18 protein-coding genes and 1 pseudogene are annotated in these 18,437 nt (G+C 56.3%); 10 read left to right on the plus strand and 9 right to left on the minus strand.

The features are described 5' to 3' along the window. The first annotated feature begins 12 nt into the window (after positions 1–12). The 6 genes and pseudogenes from sfsA to SYC_RS10935 all read left to right on the plus strand — a co-directional run bounded on the left by sfsA (position 13) and on the right by SYC_RS10935 (position 5,661). Positions 13–723 carry a DNA/RNA nuclease SfsA gene (sfsA, locus tag SYC_RS10910; protein WP_011244364.1) on the plus strand — a complete coding sequence of 237 codons (711 nt, stop codon included), beginning with the start codon at positions 13–15 and terminating at the stop codon, positions 721–723. Positions 724–806: 83 nt separating this feature from the next. Further along, the gene (locus SYC_RS10915) at positions 807–1,613 is read left to right on the plus strand and encodes a hypothetical protein (RefSeq protein ID WP_011244365.1); all 807 of its coding nucleotides are present in this window, start codon (positions 807–809) and stop codon (positions 1,611–1,613) included. Positions 1,614–2,086: 473 nt separating this feature from the next. Beyond that, the gene (locus SYC_RS10920; protein ID WP_011244366.1) at positions 2,087–2,779 is read left to right on the plus strand and encodes a helix-turn-helix domain-containing protein; all 693 of its coding nucleotides are present in this window, start codon (positions 2,087–2,089) and stop codon (positions 2,777–2,779) included. 203 nt (positions 2,780–2,982) lie between these two features. Continuing rightward, complete coding sequence (locus SYC_RS10925) at positions 2,983–3,627, plus strand: hypothetical protein (RefSeq protein ID WP_011244367.1); 645 nt, start codon at positions 2,983–2,985, stop codon at positions 3,625–3,627. Next, positions 3,620–4,624 carry an aromatic ring-hydroxylating oxygenase subunit alpha gene (locus tag SYC_RS10930; RefSeq protein WP_011378286.1) on the plus strand — a complete coding sequence of 335 codons (1,005 nt, stop codon included), beginning with the start codon at positions 3,620–3,622 and terminating at the stop codon, positions 4,622–4,624. Before SYC_RS10925 ends, SYC_RS10930 begins: the two co-directional genes overlap by 8 nt. A gap of 3 nt (positions 4,625–4,627) precedes the next feature. Beyond that, a pseudogene (locus SYC_RS10935) lies at positions 4,628–5,661 on the plus strand (Rieske 2Fe-2S domain-containing protein). Here the strand turns inward: SYC_RS10935 and SYC_RS10940 are convergent. The 4 genes from SYC_RS10940 to SYC_RS10950 all read right to left on the minus strand — a co-directional run bounded on the left by SYC_RS10940 (position 5,638) and on the right by SYC_RS10950 (position 9,029). Beyond that, entirely contained in the window at positions 5,638–6,720 is a 1,083-nt protein-coding gene (locus SYC_RS10940) for a glycosyltransferase (protein WP_162010030.1), read from the minus strand. The pseudogene SYC_RS10935 and the gene SYC_RS10940 overlap by 24 nt on opposite strands. Further along, a complete protein-coding gene (locus SYC_RS14255; protein ID WP_081422179.1) occupies positions 6,639–6,824 on the minus strand; it encodes a hypothetical protein in 186 nt (61 codons plus the stop codon). The genes SYC_RS10940 and SYC_RS14255 overlap by 82 nt, the downstream gene beginning before the upstream one ends. Before the next feature lie 300 nt (positions 6,825–7,124). Next, entirely contained in the window at positions 7,125–7,817 is a 693-nt protein-coding gene (locus SYC_RS10945) for a hypothetical protein (RefSeq protein WP_011244372.1), read from the minus strand. A 21-nt stretch (positions 7,818–7,838) separates the two neighbouring features. Continuing rightward, a complete protein-coding gene (locus SYC_RS10950) occupies positions 7,839–9,029 on the minus strand; it encodes a tetracycline resistance MFS efflux pump (RefSeq protein ID WP_011378282.1) in 1,191 nt (396 codons plus the stop codon). A gap of 113 nt (positions 9,030–9,142) precedes the next feature. Here SYC_RS10950 and SYC_RS10955 point away from each other — a divergent pair, with 113 nt between their 5' ends. Then, positions 9,143–9,724 carry a phycobiliprotein lyase gene (locus SYC_RS10955; protein ID WP_011244374.1) on the plus strand — a complete coding sequence of 194 codons (582 nt, stop codon included), beginning with the start codon at positions 9,143–9,145 and terminating at the stop codon, positions 9,722–9,724. 122 nt (positions 9,725–9,846) lie between these two features. After that, positions 9,847–10,599, plus strand: coding sequence for a phycobilisome rod-core linker polypeptide (locus SYC_RS10960; protein ID WP_011244375.1), 753 nt, complete (start codon positions 9,847–9,849; stop codon positions 10,597–10,599). Positions 10,600–10,761: 162 nt separating this feature from the next. Here the strand turns inward: SYC_RS10960 and SYC_RS10965 are convergent, their stop codons facing one another. From SYC_RS10965 to SYC_RS10985, 5 genes are all read right to left on the minus strand, one after another. Further along, positions 10,762–12,348, minus strand: coding sequence for a glucose-6-phosphate isomerase (locus SYC_RS10965; RefSeq protein WP_011244376.1), 1,587 nt, complete (start codon positions 12,346–12,348; stop codon positions 10,762–10,764). Positions 12,349–12,470: 122 nt separating this feature from the next. Beyond that, on the minus strand, positions 12,471–13,532 hold the full coding sequence (locus SYC_RS10970) for a glycosyltransferase family 4 protein (protein WP_011244377.1): 1,062 nt from the start codon (positions 13,530–13,532) through the stop codon (positions 12,471–12,473). A 14-nt stretch (positions 13,533–13,546) separates the two neighbouring features. After that, positions 13,547–14,290: a glycosyltransferase family 2 protein gene (locus tag SYC_RS10975; RefSeq protein ID WP_011244378.1), complete on the minus strand. Its 744-nt coding sequence runs from the start codon at positions 14,288–14,290 to the stop codon at positions 13,547–13,549. A gap of 2 nt (positions 14,291–14,292) precedes the next feature. After that, positions 14,293–15,696: an undecaprenyl-phosphate glucose phosphotransferase gene (locus SYC_RS10980; RefSeq protein ID WP_011244379.1), complete on the minus strand. Its 1,404-nt coding sequence runs from the start codon at positions 15,694–15,696 to the stop codon at positions 14,293–14,295. A 2-nt stretch (positions 15,697–15,698) separates the two neighbouring features. After that, complete coding sequence (locus SYC_RS10985; RefSeq protein WP_011244380.1) at positions 15,699–16,784, minus strand: glycosyltransferase; 1,086 nt, start codon at positions 16,782–16,784, stop codon at positions 15,699–15,701. Between the two features lie 116 nt (positions 16,785–16,900). Here SYC_RS10985 and SYC_RS10990 point away from each other — a divergent pair, with 116 nt between their 5' ends. Further along, positions 16,901–17,761, plus strand: coding sequence for a DUF72 domain-containing protein (locus SYC_RS10990; protein WP_231621390.1), 861 nt, complete (start codon positions 16,901–16,903; stop codon positions 17,759–17,761). A gap of 164 nt (positions 17,762–17,925) precedes the next feature. Then, positions 17,926–18,387: a ribosome maturation factor RimP gene (gene rimP / locus SYC_RS10995; RefSeq protein ID WP_011244382.1), complete on the plus strand. Its 462-nt coding sequence runs from the start codon at positions 17,926–17,928 to the stop codon at positions 18,385–18,387. The last annotated feature ends 50 nt before the right edge of the window (positions 18,388–18,437 follow it).

The raw sequence follows: 18,437 nt of genomic DNA on the forward strand, positions 1-18,437 counted from the left end.
TACGATGCCCCCATGCCTCAGCGGCTCTATACCTATCCCCCTCTGTTGCGGGGGCGCTTGCTCCAGCGCTACAAACGCTTTTTTGCTGATATTGAACTCGACAGTGGCGAGACGATCACGGCTCACTGCCCGAACACGGGGCCAATGACGGGCGTTTGTCAGATGGGCAATCTGGTTTATGTCTCTAAATCAGACAATCCCAAACGGAAGTTGGCCTACACCTGGGAACTGATTGAGGTCACGGATAACGAACCGACTTGGGTGGGTGTCAATACGGGGCTACCGAATCGGGTGGTTCAAGCCCTGCTCGAGCAGCGTTGCTTGCCGGTGTTGGGCGACTATGGCGAGGTGCAGCGCGAGGTCCCGTATGGCGAGAACAGTCGGATTGATTTCCGATTAACGGGCGATCGCCCCATCTATGTCGAGGTGAAAAATACGACTTGGACGGCTGGTCGCCTCGCGCTTTTCCCAGATACCGTCACGACTCGCGGCCAGAAGCACTTGCGGGAGCTGACAGCGATTTTGCTGGAAGCGCGAGCGGTCATGCTCTACTTCATCAATCGGGGCGATTGCACTGCTTTCGCGCCGGGAGATAGCGCCGACCCAACCTATGGGCAGCTGTTGCGGACTGGCATTGCTGCCGGTCTTGAAGTCTATCCCTGCCAATTTCAGATCAGTCCTGAAGGCATTGATTTTTTAGGCGTTGCCCCTTTGCAACTCTAAATAACTGCCGTGCAGTTGTTCAAAATGCACTTGGGTTTCCCTAGAAACCTGCGCTAGGCTGCGATCGCTTCTTTTGCTTTGCTATGAACTACGCTCTTACCCAAGCTGTCCTGACTGGCACCCTTGAGGTGATTACCTTTGGGGGGGCTACCATTCTTGGTGTGGCGGCTGTCCGCAGTTGGATCAAGGATGTTTTAAATCCCGATCGCACGCTCATTCAGCTGCGCCAGCAGCTCCAAGATCTAGAGCGCAAGTTAGAGGAAGCTCCCGAAGACCTACGGCAAATCGGTCGTCTTCGGGCTGAAAATGCGCTCTTAGCTCAAAATAATCAACAACTTGAGCGCCTTGTTAGTCAGTTACAGCAACAGGTTAAGAATCAAGAATCGACCCTTCTAGGATTGGTTCAGGAGAAACAAGAACTGCTGACCCAAGTCGGCGATCGCGATCGCCAAATCGTGCAGTTAACTGCTGATTTGCAAACCCTTGAGGCGCAAGCCCAACAGCGATCGCAGGATTTCCAAGAACTGTTAGAAGAGCGGGAACAAATTCTTGAGGCAATGGAGCTTGCCCAAACTGAGCGGGAACAAATCGCTCAGAATTACCAGCAGCTGCAGGCACAGCAAGGGGGCATGGCCAGCCGCGCCCATAGCCTTGAAGAGCAGAATCGTGATTTGGTCGGAAACATCCAAACCCGCGAGCAGACAATTCTGGAACTACAAGAAAATTTGACTGCCTTGGAAGCGTTGCTGCAGGAGGAACAACTCCGTAGAGCTGAACAAGAAACGCAACTGATTCAAGTGCGTGAACAGCTGCAAATTCTGATTCGTCAGCGTTTAAACCAACAATCGGGCGTTCGGCCGGCAACTATTCGCCGCTGGTTAGGGTCTTAGTTCTGCTGCGATGCGTTAGGAGTCGCTGAAGTTGCTGATCGGCTTGGATCTATCCGCCAGTAGACCCTTCTGCTCTCGAACCTTCAGCTCTGATGTGAGATTTATGCAGGAAAATCAGTTTCCTCAGAGTGGAAAAGCGTTTGCTAACCCAGCCAGACGCTGAATCACGATCGCTGCTGAGTCAGGCTTTCTGCTTCGGCCACTGACTCAGGTCTCGGTTCTTGATTGTCAACCTCCCTGCGACAGCTTTAAGCGCAATAAAACCAATCACTGATATTGAGATTGAATTATGGGTACGGTCTGTTGAGAACTGGTCATCTTGTCATAAATTAGCCTCAAGAAACAAAGTTTCTTGTCGGTGGAATTGCGGCCATTCACTCTCCAAAATCGAGATCATCTCTTCTAAAATATGCTCAGCAGTTACATATTCCGGTTTACAGTTATAAGAATCTCTTTCTTACCTGGGGTTTAGGATGGAGTCGGCGGACGCTGAGTTTCAGAATTCAAGCGCTTCTGCAGAGGCAAGTAATGCTCTTTGCCGGTATCTTGGCAATACCATTCGTGAATTGCGGCAGCGCCACGATTTGACGATTGCAGAGGTCTCTCAGAAGGCTGGAATTTCGCGTGGAATGCTGTCAAAAATTGAGAATGCTCAAACGTCAGCAAGCTTAGAAACTTTAGAGAGGCTTGTCTCAGTCTTGGGAGTCTCTCTGAGTGCTCTTTTTAAGGGCTATGAAGCCTCTTCTGAACAGGTTTTTTTGGTTCCAGAGGGCACTGCCAAAGAAGTTGTTCGACGTGGCACCCGCAACGGCCATACTTATCAGCTTTTAGCGAGTGATCCAACTGCTCAGTTTTGCTTTGAATCGTTTTTGATTACACTTCATGAACGATCAGAGCCGTTTGCTGCTTTTGAACACCCGGGATTTGAGTCGATCTATGTTCTAGAAGGGAAAATGCAGTATCGCCATGGCAGCCAGTCTTACTTGTTAAAAGCGGGTGATGCTCTGACTTTCCAAAGTGATATTCCTCATGGCCCTGAGCTGCTGATTGATCTGCCGATTCGGTTTTTGGCAACAGTTTTTAATTCGAAAGGGCCGATTCCTGACTTCATTGCTTCACCTTCCGTTGAGATTAGTGAAGTGGAAAGCTCAGAAGATGTGGAATAAGAGAGTTGCCCATCCTGAAGTATGGTTCCCGTAATCTGTGCTGGCCTTCGTCGATCAACTACTCTGATCAGAACCGTTTCAGCGAACGCCTGACTGCTGACTGTTCGCGAGCGACTGGCGGGATCACCCACTGACCTCTACCGCGATCGCCGGAGTGGGCGCTAAAGTCTGGGAAGTTTGCGCCGTCCCCCAGACTCCAGCCCATGGCGACTGTTGTGTTTATTGGCTATAGCTTTTTGCATAGCCTGTTGTTGTTCGGAGCCCTGCTGCTCAGTTGGCGATCGCCCGGTTGGGACACGGCCATCCTTGCATTTGTGGCGATCGGGCTGGTCTACGATAACGCGATCGTGGCGGCTGGCCGCTGGATTGGTGAAGGCGATCGCTTGGCGGGTCTGGCACGCTGGCGTTATTTACTTCATATTTTTGGTTCACCACTGTTGATCGTTGCGGGTTGGCAAGTGGCGTTGCGGGCAGGGTTTGCTTGGGCGGAAACATCAACGGCTTTGTGGCTGGCGATCGCGCTGACTGCCAGTCTGATTGGCGTTGACCTCTGGACGCGCTATCGCGGTTTGGAACTTGCCCCCGTCAACTTCGGTGGCACGCTGCGCTATAAAGATGTCCGTTTCAATCCTGAGATTCCTGTCATTCTGACCACGCTGATCCTGCTGGGGCTGGGCGTTCTCTTCGATCGCCAGCGCCAATGGCCGTGGTTGGAAGCGGGAGCGATCGCCATGTTGGTGACCGGCGCTATTCCGATTCGGCTGGTGGGGGTGCTGGCTAGTAATGGCGGTGAAGTGCTGTTTTGCGCCAGTCTGCTGTTGAGTGTGTGGCACTTCAGTCATGGCTAATCTAGACGTCGCGCTGCTACCGAATCACTGGTACGCGATCGCTGCCAGTACTGATCTGGGTTCCACACCGATCGCAGCGTCGCTACTCGATCAACAGCTGGTGGTCTATCGCACTACTGCTGGACAAGTTGTGGTGCTCGACGATCGCTGCCCCCACCGTGGGGCTTCGCTAGCCTGCGGTCAGGTCAAGGGCAACGCGATTGCCTGTCCCTATCACGGTTGGCAATTTGATCTCGATGGTCATTGCGCTCAGATTCCATCTCAGCAGGCTTCGGCACGAATTCCCCAAGCGGCAAAAGTGGCGAGCTATCCTGTCCAGGAGCGCTATGGCTTGATTTGGGTGTTCACCGGCGATCGCGATCGGGCGGCACAAACGCCGTTGTGGGAACTGCCGGAATATGACCAAGCCGGTTGGCGGGTGGTTCAAGGTCAGTTCGATTGGGCGGCAGACTATCGTCGCGTTACCGAAAATGGCATGGATGTGGCCCATTCACCCTTCGTGCATGCCAATTCCTTTGGTGCTAGCGGCAATGAAGTGATCGCCGATTTTGAGTTGGAAAAGAGCGATCTCGGCGCCCAAATCTGGATTCCGATCGAGCCGAAGGCGAACTATCGTGGCAGCTTCAACCTGCTAGGACGCAAGCAAGAAACCCCCAAGGCAGGGCGATCGGGGGCAGCCTTTCACTTACCGAACATCACTCGTATCGATATTGAATTCGGCAACTTTCATTTGATCTTGGTCGGTATTCACCAGCCGATCTCGGCCACAACGACCCGTAGTCACTGGCTCCATGTCCGCAATTTCTTGACGGCAGGCTGGGCGGATGGTGGGACACGCAAACGCACCGCCAAGCTTTTTCAGGAAGATCAAAAGATCATTGAGGGGATTGCTCCTCTGCGCGATCGCAATGAAATTTCGGTTGCCTCCGATCGCCTGCAACTCTACTACCGCCAGCTCTGGCAACAGCACCATTCCTCCCTCGTCGCCCAAGGCTGAACCATGTTTCTCAAGAACTACTGGTATCCCGTGGCGCTGGCTCAGAAGGTCGGCGATCGCCCCCTGTCTGTCACTCTCTGCGGTGAAGCGATCGCCCTCTACCGCGACAGTGCGGGTCAAATTCACGCCTTGAGCGATCGCTGTGTGCATCGGGGTGCAGCACTTTCCGGCGGCTGGGTTGAAAATGACTGTCTCGTCTGTCCGTACCACGGTTGGCAGTACGACGCCCAAGGGCACTGCCGCAAAATTCCTGCCAATACGGAGCAACAGCGCATTCCCTTTGCAGCCAAAGTTCCCCACTATGATGCGATCGAACGCTACGGCCTAGTCTGGCTGTTCTACGGCGATCTACCTGAAGCGGATCGTCCACCCTTGCCGCCCTTGCCGGAATACGACGATCCAGCCTGGCGCACCGTGCAGGGTGAAGTGACCTACACCACCCACTACACCCGCGTCACCGAAAACCTGATGGATTTCGCCCATGCACCCTTCACCCACTCGGGTTCGTTTGGGGCAGCGTCCGATCCATTAATTGAGCCTTACAAAGTCGAACAACTTCCAGACGGTCTACGCGCCCAAACCCAGTTCACAAATCGGCCTATCGCGGCATTTGGAAGCTGTTCAATCGTGGCGATGCCCCACGTACCGTCACCACCACAATCACCCTTTACATGCCCTGCATCGTCCGCACCGAAACGGACTTAGGCAACGGCTTCCGCTTCATTGGCTACGGTGCCAATCTGCCGATCGATGCCGAGACCACCAAGACCTTTTGGCTGACCGTGCGCACCTTCTTTACCGGTGCTTGGGCGGATGGCGACACGGTGCGCCGCAGTCTCAAAATCATCGAAGAGGACAAACGGATCGTCGAAACCCAGCGTCCCAAGATGATTCCCTTGGACGATCGCAGTGAAACCCACGTCGCCGCTGATGCCCTACAAATCGGGCTACCGCAACTTGCTGCGACAAGCCCGCGATCGCGGTTGGGCAATTGCCGAATCTCAGCCAGCCGATCAGGAACTGGTGCCCGCCGCTAAGTAGTCACCCAGCAGTTTCACTGCTTTAGAAACCCCATTCTCTGCCCGTAGCCGTTCCCCGATCGCCTGCGCCCGCGATCGCATTTGCGGATCGCTGACGGCTTGGGCGATCGCAGTCGCCAGAGTCTCAGCCGTCAAACCCTCGCGGGTAATTGGGGATGGCCCTGCCCCTAGTTCTGCGACCCGCTTGCCCCAAAAGGCTTGGTCATTGCCGTAGGCCGTGATGATTGTTGGCAACCCTGCCTGCAAACTCGCTGCCGTGGTACCACAACCACCGTGATGCACTGCCGCTGCGAGGCGCGGAAACAGCAGGCCAAAGGGCGCGGACTCTAGTGGAAACACCGTGTCTGGTAGCTGAGAGCGGTCGATCCGGCTCCAGCCTGCTAGCAAAATGCCCCGCTGATTACTTTTCTGCAGCGCTTCGACTGCGATCGCGGTCAACCGCTCCGGTTCTTGGTCGACCATGCTGCCAAAGCCAATGAACACCGGCGGCTCACCCGCTGCTAGAAAGGCTTCCAGTTCGGGTGAGAGCGTTGCCTCAGCTTCCGGTAGCAGCCAATAACCCGTCAGATGCGCTTGCTCTGGCCAGTCTGCAGGTTTCGGCAAGGTCACTTCACTGAGTGGATGCAAGAAGACTTGCCCTCTGCGCACCAGCTGTTTGTAAGGACTGCTCCAACTCAAGGGCTTCAGTCCTAGATCAGAAATGCGCCACTCGTTGACCGTCTTGCGAGTCGCCACCCAGAGCAATTTATCGACGGCATAGTGACTGAGCCAATTGCCCCAGCCACCTCCCAGCATGAAGTTCGGCGGAAACCAAGGGCTCGCAAAGGCTTGGGTAAACCCGTAGGGCGTGGGCGATCCCAGAAAGCAAGGAATCTTCAGCGCTTCGGCAATATGAGTCGCACCCCGCGCATTCGGCGAAGCCACGATCGCATCCGCATCCTGACAAGCCGCCCAAGAATCCTTGAGAATCTGGCCTAGCAGCTGCGCTGCCGCCGCGACCGTTTCCTTGGAGTAAGCGCCTGATTGCTGCTGCACCCCTTGGGGATCACCCGCCACCAACCGAAACTCCAGCCCCAGCCCTTCCACCATCGACTGATAGTTGGTTGCGTGGCGATCGCCACCTCATAGCCCGCCGCTTTCAGCCCCAAACCCAGCGCCATAAACGGTTGGACGTCACCGCGCGTCCCAATCGTTCAGAATGACAATCCGCATCACTGAATACCCATCCTCCCAGACCTCAACGTCCTATCACCAGACCAACTCTTTAGCCCATATCAGGATGCTGGCTCCGACAAGTTGACTAATTGCGCAGCTAGGCTCTCACCAGTCAAAACCCCACCGACCCTCCTTTTGCGGGGGGCTGGGGGAGTCGAGGCCCCCAGTGCGTGGGTGTGGGGGTGCGCAATCACCCCCACGGACAGAGGCTTTAGATGTCTTCACCAGCAGACCCTCGCAATCCTTTACGCCGCTGGACGAGTTAACAGCAGCATTTGCGTTTCGCCATAGACCGGATCTCGCACCGCTTTCAGTTCCGCCGGAATTCCCGCTGCCGTCAGATCGCTCAGCAGCTGTGCCACGTAGGCATGGCTGCCGCCGCCACTGCCCCGCGTCGGGGAAATGCGCACCTCGCGATCGCAAACCCGATAGAGCTCCAGCACCGATTGGTAGTGGAAGGGATAGTTAAAACCGTCATCGCTGGCGTAGATGAACAGGAAGTTGCCGCAGAGGACGCGATCGAACTGGCGATCGTCGAAAGGCAAGACCGGCAGTGCCGCTTGAATGTAGCGATCGCGATTGGCTTCAAAATCCGCAAGAAATCCAGCTGCTGCCTGACGTGCCGAGCCTTCCACCAAGGCAGGATCTGGTGCCGCATCGCCCAACTGGGCCGAGATGATCGGGAATAGCTGCACAACCGTATCGATATCGGCCTCGATCCGCTGCCGCACGACTTCCAGATCGGGGTCATAGGCCGGATCGACTCCGATCGCTGCGATTCCGAGTGCATTGGCCTCCGATACAAACGAGGCAGGCCCGCCCGAGCAGTCGAGGATGCGATCGCCCTGCCAGTCCGTCGCCTGAAAGCCAAAAATTTGCTCGTACTGGGCCAGGGTCCGGCCGTAAACACAAACTGAAGTGGAGACCGAGTCAGCCATTGCCGCAGCTCTTAACTGCGGTCATTCTAGGGGCTGACGCGATCGCGGCAAGAGCAAGAGAACTGCGATCGCATTCAAAGCAGCCAAACTCCAGAAGAAGGGATCCGCACCGCCGCGATCGTAAACAACGCCCAAGATCAGCGGGCCAATCACCTGGGCGAGGCTCTGCCAGCCCTGGACACTGCCCAAGACCTGACCCTGTTCCTCAGCCGTGACACGCCGCGAAAACAAGCCGCTCAAGGCTGGAATCACAAAGCCGCCGAACAGCGCTGTCAAAATCTGAGCCGGATAGAGCTGGCTTCCTGGAGTGGGCACCTGTGCCAGCCAGAGATAGCCAACGGCCATGCCGCCCAGCCCTATCAACGCCAAGCCCTTTTCTTGGAAGTAGGGCAGTAGCCGCCCGAAGATCAATCCTTGCCCGAGTGCTGACGTAAATCCACCCGCAATCAAGACACCCGCCACTTGCAACGGTGTCCAGCCAAAGCGATTTTGGACGAACAGCACAAACAGACTGGTGAAGCCGGCAAAGGCAAAGTTATAGATGAAGGCACTTGCTAGCGATCGCCGTAGTTTGGGGTTACGACTCACTGCCCAGAGCTGTTTAAGCGGATTGAGATCTTGCCAAGGCACAATGCGGCGACGCTCCGGTGGCAGCGATTCCACGACGGTGAACACCGTTAGGGCTGCGTTGATGAAGGCCAGAATTGCAGCGAACCAAATTGGTAGCCGCAGGTTAATGCCTGAAAGAAGGCCGCCCAGTGCCGGCCCAAACAAAAAGCCCAATCCGAAGGCTGCACCAATCCAGCCAAATTGAGTCGATCGCTTCAGGGGATCCGACTCGCGATCGGCAATGTAGGCTTGGGCGATCGCAAACACCCCACCCGCTAATCCGGCCAAAATCCGTGCCGCAAATAACAGCGGTAGATTCTCAACTAAACTCCCTACCGCAAGTAGCACATAGGCCAGTCCCGTAAACACCAGCGTCAGGATCAGTGGCGGGCGACGACCAAAGCGATCGGAGAGCGAGCCCAGAACGGGCGTCGAAATAAACTGCGCCAAGGTGTAGACGCTGGCAAATGCACCGAGCAGAAAAGCATTGCTGCCAAAGGGGCGGAGCAGTTCCGGCAGGATCGGCAGCAGTAACGTTACCCCCAAGGCATCCATGAAGACGTTGAGCGCAACTGAGAAGAAGGCGAGGCGTTGGCGGGCCATAAGCGGGGGAAATACTGCCACGATTCACGCAGGCTCAGCCAAGCCTGTCAATTCAGACGAGTGAACTGCGATCGCCCCCTAAGATCAAAAGCGGCGCAATTCCCCCAGAATGCATGGACGCAATGGAATTCTTCCGGCAGAGTGCCGGTCAGTGGCGATCGCAGCGAACCACCCATCACCTTGCCTTTCGGCGAGCAGAGAATGGTGACTCCAGCATCTCGGTAGAAGCCCTAGAGAAAGACGATCCGCGCGTCATTGAGATCTGCACCATGCATGAGGTCGATCCGGCTACCGCGATCGGGGGAGCTTACGTCAGTTGGCAAGGGTCGATGGAATGGGATCGCGACGCGGAAGGCCATTCCGGGACGACTGTATTTGCGCTCGTACCCGATGATGCCAGTGGCCGCAGTGGTCAACTTCTGCGCGAGCGGGGCTATGCCGAAATCGTGCCGGTGATCGGTCGCTTCGAGCTCGATGAGAACAACAACCTCAACCTCGTGACCGACTACGAAACCATGAGTGCTGTCGAGCAATTTTGGTTTATGGGGCCTAGCCTACGCCTCCGAGCCAGTACGGTGACTCGCTTTGGGGGGCTGAGCACCGCAGCTTTCTGTGCGGAAGTGCGTCAGACCGAAGCTGCAGCCGACAGTGAACCCCTAAAAGCGGATCAGCTCTACTCCAGCTTGGGTTGGTAGGAAAAGCAGCGATCGTTAAGCTCTGTAAGAATTTCGCGGTTGAATTCCGGTGGCGTTCCCCGACGCCGATATGATTGGGCTTAATCTTCGCAAGAATTCGTAAGGTTAGGGAGTTTTATTGCGTGGCCCTTCCCCTCTTGAACTACGCGCCAACAACGCAAAATTCGCGCGTAGCTGGCTTCGAAGTTCCTGGCGACGAGCAGCCAAAACAGTACAACACCGAAGACCAGTACTCACCGGTCCAATTTGATGAAGTGATTCAGGCGGCCTATCGCCAAATCTTCTTCCACGCCTTCAAGTGCGATCGCCAAACTGTTCTGGAATCGCAGCTGCGGAATGGTCAAATCACCGTTCGCGATTTCATCCGTGGGCTGTTGCTCTCTGCAACCTTCCGTTCCAGTTTCTACGACAAGAACAGTAACTATCGTTTTGTCGAGCAAGTGGTCCAACGGGTGTTGGGTCGCGATGTTTACGGCGAACGGGAAAAAATTGCTTGGTCTTTGGCCGTTGCAACCCAAGGCTATGAAGGGTTCATCGACACTCTGCTCAACAGCGATGAATACCTGAGCAATTTCGGCTACGACAAGGTGCCTTACCAACGTCGTCGCGTCCTGCCGGGTCGCGCCCTGGGCGAAACCCCGTTCAACATCAAATCGCCCCGCTACGACAGCTACTACCGCACGATTCTCGGCTTCCCGAAAGCCGTCTTCGCCGGTGGTCCTGGCAAGCGCTTCCCTGCGCAATACCTCAGTGCCAAAGCGGGTGATCCAGGTGCCTACTTGGCCTTGGCTCGCAGCATCGGTGCTCGTGGTCAAGCCCTGAGTGCTTCGGCGGATATCGATTACCTCAGCAAAGTCCCTTACCGCAAGCGCTAAAGGATCGGGTCACTCCCTAACCATTAGCGTTGCCGAAGCTGTTGCTTTCTTTGAGAGCAGCAGCTTTGTTTTTTGCAGGATCTGGACTGCCAGCGTGAGCGCTAAGCAAGACAGAAAGCCACCTTGCCGAGCGCTCGTGATTTTCCCCACTCGCATGAGGATTTATCGTTGCCAACTCGCAATCAGACTGAGGGGATTATGGCGATCGCCGGTTAACTGAACGCCGCGTTGATTGGCTTCGAGATGGCGCAGGATTTTGTAGATCGTTTCAATCTGCTCACTCTGACCTAAATCGTCTGCGATCGCTGCGATCGAGAGTGGTTGTCCCTGTTGGAGCAACTCCACAATCTGGCGCTGGATCTCGAGAACACCGGCAGCAGCCTTTTTGCCGGCTTCCACCCCCGGCTGGTGATAGGCATTGATGCCAACCAAGCTGGCATAGAGTCCCACCGCCCGTTCATACAGCGCGATCAAGGCCCCCACCTGTTGTGCATCAACGCGCGGCACCGTAATCGTGATCGACTCACGCCCATTTTCGTAAAGCGCCGCGCGGGTGCCTTGAAGCAGCCCGCTGAGATAGTCGCCACTGGTGATGCCAGGCTCCACGACTGGCGACGGCCCCTGTCGGTCTTCGAGCACCTCGATAAACGTGGCAAAGAAGTTAGGAATGCCCTCGCGCAGTTGCTGGACGTAGGCATGTTGATCGGTCGAGCCTTTGTTGCCGTAAACGGCGATGCCTTGGTGAACTACCTTGCCGAGCAGATCGCGCTCCTTGCCCAGTGACTCCATGATCAACTGCTGCAGATAGCGGCTAAACAGCAGCAGGCTGTCCTTGTAGGGCAGGATGACCATGTCTTTTTTGCCTTGCCCATTGCCGGCCCAGTACCAGCTCAAAGCCAAGAGCGCTGCCGGATTTTGTCGCAAATCGGAATGGCGGGTCAGGGCGTCCATTTGCCGCGCCCCGGCCAGCATGGCGGTGATGTCGATGCCCAGTAGGGCTGCCGAGAGTAGACCGACTGCAGATAGTTCAGAGGTGCGGCCGCCCACCCAGTCTTCCATGGGGAAACGGGCCAGCCATCTTTCTGTGATCGCTACATGATCGAGATGGCTCCCCACCCCTGTGACGGCGACAGCTTGGGGCGCAAAGGCAATCCCTCGCTGGGCAAAGGCGGACTGAACCTCCAGCATGCCGTTGCGGGTTTCGGGAGTGCCGCCAGATTTGGAAATAACGATTACTAAGGTGGAAGCAAGGCGATCGCCGAGATCAGCTAAAACGCGATCGAAGCCAGCTGGATCGGTGTTGTCAAAGAAGTGAATCTGGAGCAGTGCCGCTTGAGGCCGGAGGGCTTCTGAGACAAACTGCGGCCCTAGGGCCGACCCGCCAATGCCAATTGAGAGAATGTCGGTGAAGCGGGAGCCGGTGGGTGGCCGCAACACGCCACTGTGTACTTTGAGGGCGAAGTCTTGGATCGCGGCCAGCGTGTCGCGAATTTGGGTCTGCAGCTCCGGTGTGGGTGCCAGCTCAGGATCGCGCAGCCAGTAGTGGCCGACCATCCGCTGTTCATCGGGGTTGGCGATCGCTCCGGCCTCGAGCTCTGCCATCGCCGCAAAGGCGTGCTGGAACTTGGGCTGCATGCTAGTAACGAAAGCGTCATCGAATCCCATGCGGCTGATGTCGAGGTAAAACTCCAGCGAGGGATCGTAGTAGAGCCAATCGAGGTAGCGTTGCCAGAGCTGCTGGGCGGTCATAGACAAGCTGGGAGCGACCTCGCTAGTCTATCGGCGCGATCGCGGTTTTCTGTGTGCGATCGCCCAGAACTTTTCCAGTTTTTACGCTCTGCGCCTTGGTTAGCCGACTGCAGTGGCTAGTTCTAAAGAAATTTTTCGAGCACTTGGCAAGTTTCTTTACCGGTGGCTTCCCAGCTGAAACGGCTGGCTTGCTGGAAGCCCCGATCGCGCAGGGACTGCCGCAGATTTGAATCGTCGATTAGGTCGCGCATGGCGGCAGCGATCGCCTCAATGCGATAGGGGTCGACGTAGAGAACGGCCTCACCGCCCACTTCTGATAGCGAAGAGCCATGGGCAGTGATCACTGGGGTGCCGCAGGCCATCGCCTCTAGAATCGGTAGGCCAAAGCCTTCCCAAAGGCTGGGATAGACGAGGGCGATCGCCTCACCAATCAGCCGCGGCAGATCGGCGTAGTCCACGTAGCGCAGGAATTGCACCCGATCCCGCAGTCCCAAACTATGCACAAGTTGCTCTAACCGAGGTGTTTCGGAGGCATGACGACTGCCAGCGAGATACAGCTGATAGTCCGTCGGTAACTGGGCAAACGCCCGAATCAGGCGCTCTAGATTCTTGTGGGGAAACTGTTGCCCAATGTGGAGGAAGTAGTTGCTGGTTTTGCCGCTCCAAGGCTGATAGTGCTGGCGATCGTAGCCCAGGTAAATCGGCGTAATTTTCTGGGCGGGCAGTTGATAAAAATGACAGAGATCGGTAGCGGTTGCTTCCGAGTTGCAGAGCACATGACTCGCCTGCGCCACAATTTTGGGCACGACCCAGCGGAAATAGTAGGTCTGCCAAGAGTGCGATGGCAGTTGCAGGGGACGCAGATCATGAACCATCACCACCGATCGGCAGTGGCGATCAATCGGGGCTTCGGGCGCCGGTGAAAATAACAGTCGACTACCCAGCCGGCGATAGAGTTTGGGAACTTGGGTCTGGGTCCAATAGAGCCTAGCCAAGCGGGCTCTTCGCCCGCGATCGGAGCAGAGCCGCGAGGAAATGAGCTGATGGTCAAACCCCTCGTAGAGGCGATCGCTCAGGAGGGTGGGCTGCAGCGATCGCAGATAGGGCAACAAACTGAGGGCATAGGTACTGATCCCTGTGGGCTGGCGCAGCACCATTGCCAAATTGACTAACAGATTGCCCACGATTGCGTCTGCACCTAAGCCAATCCTATGAGTTTACGGCGCCCGAACTTCAGCCAATTGATCAGCCAATAAACACCACTGCGCCATCGGCCTAAATCCGGCTGGCGACGCTGGGCTTGGAAGGTCTCAGCAAAGACTCGGCTAATGCGGGTGTTGCTTAGCCCGCCCATGCTCAGGCAGAGGATGACTTGATTGGTGTGGACGGCCTTCAAGTCGGGCGGTAGCCGCAGGAGCCAGTCGTAGTCGCCACAGATGCGAAAGCGCTCATCAAACAGGCCAATACGATCAAACAGCGATCGCCGCATCAGCAGTCCCGGATGACTGAGGATCATCGACTCCCGCATCCGCTGCCAATCCCAGGCATAGCCCCAGGTGCGTAGAAATTTCCCCTCGGGGCTGTAGTAGGCATTGCGCCCGCTCACCAAATCGGGCTGCCCCACAGTCAGCTCTAGCAGTTGTTGGAGAGCTGTGGGACTGGCGTAATAATCGTCTGCACCAACGAAGGCGACATAATCGCCACTGGCGCGGGCGATCGCTTTGTTCCAAGCGTGATAGATGCCACGATCGCGCTCACTTTCCCAGTAGGTCAGGCGATCGCTCCAGCCTTGCAGCAACTCAACCGTGCCATCGCTGGAGGCATTGTCAAAGACCAAGACTTCACAATCTGCCCGTACTGTTTGTTGTTCAATACTGTCGAGACAGCGGGCTAAGCCGATCGCATCGTTAAAGGTGGCGATGATCAAAGAGAGCTTGGGCACGCCTAGTACGCATTGCGACTGAGGAAGCCTTTGAGCAGCGTCATGCCAATAATCTGCAGGTCAAAGGCAAGGGACCAGTTCTCAATGTAGTAGAGGTCGTACTCAATCCGCTTGCGTAGATCCGTGTCGCCGCGCAGCCCGTTCACCTGTGCCCAGCCAGTAATTCCTGCCTTGACCATGTGTTTCTTCATGTAGTCAGGGATTTCATCCTTGAACTGCTCGACAAACAGCGATCGCTCGGGACGAGGACCGACGATCGACATCTCACCGCGCAAGACGTTAATAAACTGCGGCAACTCATCCAAACTAGTGCGCCGTAGGAAACTTCCCAGCGGTGTGGTGGGCTTGGCGTAGGCTTTGCCCCACTGCACCCCTTTTGCTTCTGAATTCACCGGCATCGACCGGAACTTGAGCATCATAAACGGCTGCCCATTCCAGCCAATTCGCTCCTGGCGATAGAAGATTGGGCCCGGTGAGGTCAGCCTGATGCCGATCGCGATCGCCAGCATGACTGGACTCGCTAGTAGCAGAATCATGCCTGCTAAGACCTTGTCCTCGATCGCCTTGATGAAGCGATTGGAGCCCATCATCGGTGAGGCGTTGAGGTCAATGAGTGGTACGCCCAAAACTTCTGTGAAGCCGTGGTTGATCAGCCGGAAGCTAAAGACATCAGGTATTAGGCGGATTGTCACCGTGCTGTGGCGCAACAGATGCAAAATTTCTTGGACGCGATCCTGTGCCCGTAAGGGCAAGGCTAACCAGACTTCATGGGCGTCAAAACGATCGATCCAAGTTTCAATCTGGTCAACCTGAGCCGTGATTGGAATGCCGCGATAGTTTTGTCCCTCTAGCTCCGGGTTGTCGTCGAGGAACCCAACCACGCGCAGTCCGGTCCAACGAGCGGCCGCCAAGCGATCGGTCAGTACTTGCCCCAGGTCACCGGCCCCGACAATGAGGAGACGGCGTTCGTTCCAGCCCTTGTGGCGCATCATCTGTAAACCGGCCACCCAGAGCAGGCGAATCAGTCCAAAGCTGTAGAGACTGCCGATCGCCCAGGTCGTAAACCAGAGCCGCGAGAAGGAACTGCCGTAGTGCAGGGCAAAAATGATCGTGACGGTGGTAGCGATCGTTAGACCCCAAGCGGCGGCGACCCGCAGCATCAGTGGAATCATCGATCGCCCGCGCCAGGAATCGTAGAGGTTAAACAGCGGGAAATAGATGGCCGCAGCGGGCAATGCTAGCAGCAGTGGCAGCAGGTAGCGAGCGTTGTCTTGGAAATAGCTGAACTCGAAGCGCAGCCGAAAAGCGATGACTGCATTGAGCACAATCAGCAGCAAGTCGAGCGCAAGCTGCAGGTAAGGCAGTTGTCGCTCGTAGGGACGAATCCAAGACCGCTGGCTTGGCATACCTAGAGCACCGACGTGAGGAAGCGCTGGAAGTTCGTTTTGAAGGTATCGCAATCAAAGCCCATGGCATGTTCTCGAATGGCCACTGGATCAAACTGTCCCTGTTGCACTTCAAACTGGGTGATCGCGTTCGTGAGCGCTTCAACGGTAGCGGACTGAAAGAAGAGGCCCGTCTCACCGGCTTTCACGGTTTCTAGCGCTCCACCATCGCCGTAGGCAATCACTGGACGACCGCTGGCCATTGCTTCGAGGGGCACGATACCGAAGTCTTCAACCCCAGGGAACAGCAAGGCGCGGCATCGCTGGTAGTAGCTGGCGATCGCAGCATCGGACTGACGACCGAGAAACTGCACGGTGGGTCCTGCCAGTTTTTCCAGTCGCGATCGCTCTTCCCCATCTCCAATCACAATGAGTCGCTTCCCAAAGGCGGAACAGGCTGCGACCGCTAAATCAGCTCGCTTGTAAGGCACGAGCTGGCCGACGTAGAGGTAAAAGTCCTCTGGCTCACGGTCGGCGATCGCAAAGCGATCGGCATGGACGGGCGGATGCAAGACAGTCGCCTCACGGCGGTAATACTTGCGAATCCGCTGAGCAACAAAGCGAGAATTAGCCAAAAAATGATCGACGCGCTGGGCTGTAGCCTGATCCCAAACCCGCAGCGGCGGCAACAGCAGATCCATGGCCCGGCGCTTGAACCAACCTGCTTGGCGACGATAGCTGGGCGCTAAGTCCCAGAGGTAGCGCATCGGGCTGTGGCAATAGCAAATATGGAGACTGTTCGGATCCGTGATCACGCCTTTGGCAGGGCCAGACTCACTACTGATCACCAGGTCATAGCCCCGCAAGTCAAATTGCTCGAGAGCAAAGGGCATCAGCGGCAGGTAGGTGGGATAGCGCCGTTGCGCCGCTGGTAAGCGTTGAATGAAGCTGGTTTGGATGCGGTGACGTTGCAGCGTCGGGCTGAGACGATCGCGATCGCAGACATGGGTGAACAGGTCAGCTTCGGGAAAGAGATCGCAGAGTGCTTCCAAGACCCGTTCGCCGCCCCGCATTTGCACCAGCCAATAGTGAACGATCGCAACTCTCATTACGGCTGGGTGGCGGCTCCATCGGCTGGTGATCAACTGGGATCCACGATCGCAAATCCTTCTCTCACCGTACGCTGTTTGGGACAGACTCCTGCGATCGCCCGATGCCTAGTCCTGTGACTGATCGATTTTGGTTGGGCTGTGCTGTGTGGGCCTATCGCAACTGGGTCGGTTCCTTCTATCCCCCAGGAACAGGTAGTGATGCATTCCTGCGCTGCTACGGCGAACGCCTGACGGCGGTGGAAGGCAACACCACTTTCTACTCGATTCCCTCGACCGAAACTGTCCAACGCTGGCGTCAAGAAACGCCCGATCGCTTCCGCTTCTGTCTGAAGTTGCCGCGATCGCTCAGCCATGCCGGTCCCTTGGCCGCCCAAATTGAAGCCGCGGCGGCTTTCCGTCGGCAACTGCAACCCCTGGGTGATCGCCTCGGCCCTGCCTTTCTGCAACTGCCGCCCCGCTATGGTCCCGGTGCGATCGCCGATCTCTCCCAGTTTCTGGCTGCTTGGCCGGTAGTTCAATGGCCCTTGGCCGTTGAACCCCGTCATCCCGACTGGTTCCAGCCCCAGCCGCGTCAAGCGCTCAATCAATTGTTGCAACGCTATGGCTGTGGCCGAGTCCTGCTCGATACCCGTCCTGTTTATAACGGTGTAGATGATCCCCAAGTGACGAGTGATCGCCGCAAACCTCAGCTACCGCTGCATCCAGATGTGATCGGAGAGTACGCCTTAGTGCGCTTCATCAGCCATCCCGATCGCGATCGTAATCCGGCTTACCTCGCGGAATGGCAGGAGCGGATCCGCCACTGGCTCGCGCAGGGAATCACGGTCTATTTCTTTGTCCACTGCCCCCAAGAAATTTACTCGCCTGCCACTGCGATCGCCTTCCAAGCGCAGCTAGAGAGGGCTGGGATCCCCATCCTGTCTCTCCCGACTCCACCGGCTCCTGCCCAACAGCAGTTGAGCCTCTTCTCCTGACACCCCAGGAAGCCATGCTGTCAGAAACCGCTTATGATGGGAACTGATAGAGCTGTCGGCTTTTATCGCGCGATTCGCATCTTTCAGCGAAATTGCTGTCGGTCTACCGCAGCTTTTGGAGGAGTGGGTAAGTGTTTGCCCGCTTTTTTTATTGACAGTTAACCATGGCTCATCCGCTTATTCCTGCCATTTTGGATCTGGCACGTCCCATTGCCGACGACCTCGACTTAGAGGTTGTCCAAGCGGTCTTTCACACCAACCAAAGCCCCCCTATCCTCCGCCTCGATATTCGGAGCCGTGTCGGGGATACCGGTCTTGAAGATTGTGAGCGAATGAGCCGGAGTTTCGAACTAGCACTTGATGAGGCCAACATCATTCCTGATGCCTACGTGCTGGAAATTTCTAGCCCTGGCCTCTCCGACACCCTTGAAAGCGATCGCGACTTTCTCTCCTTCAAAGGCTTTCCTGTCCAGGTGACCAGTCGCTCTCCCAACGACGACACTGTCGAGCAGCAAGGCACGCTCCTCGGTCGAGATGCAGATTCTGTCTATCTCAATAAACGGGGACGGACCGTCCGGATTGCCCGCAGTCAGGTGCTGGAAGTCAAGCTGATTGAACAGCTTTAGCGATCGCCCCACAACGTTGCTTTTGTCCTTACGCTCACTCCTTGGAGGCT

The sequence above is a fragment of the Synechococcus elongatus PCC 6301 genome (genome assembly GCF_000010065.1).
Taxonomy (GTDB): Bacteria; Cyanobacteriota; Cyanobacteriia; order Synechococcales; family Synechococcaceae; genus Synechococcus; species Synechococcus elongatus.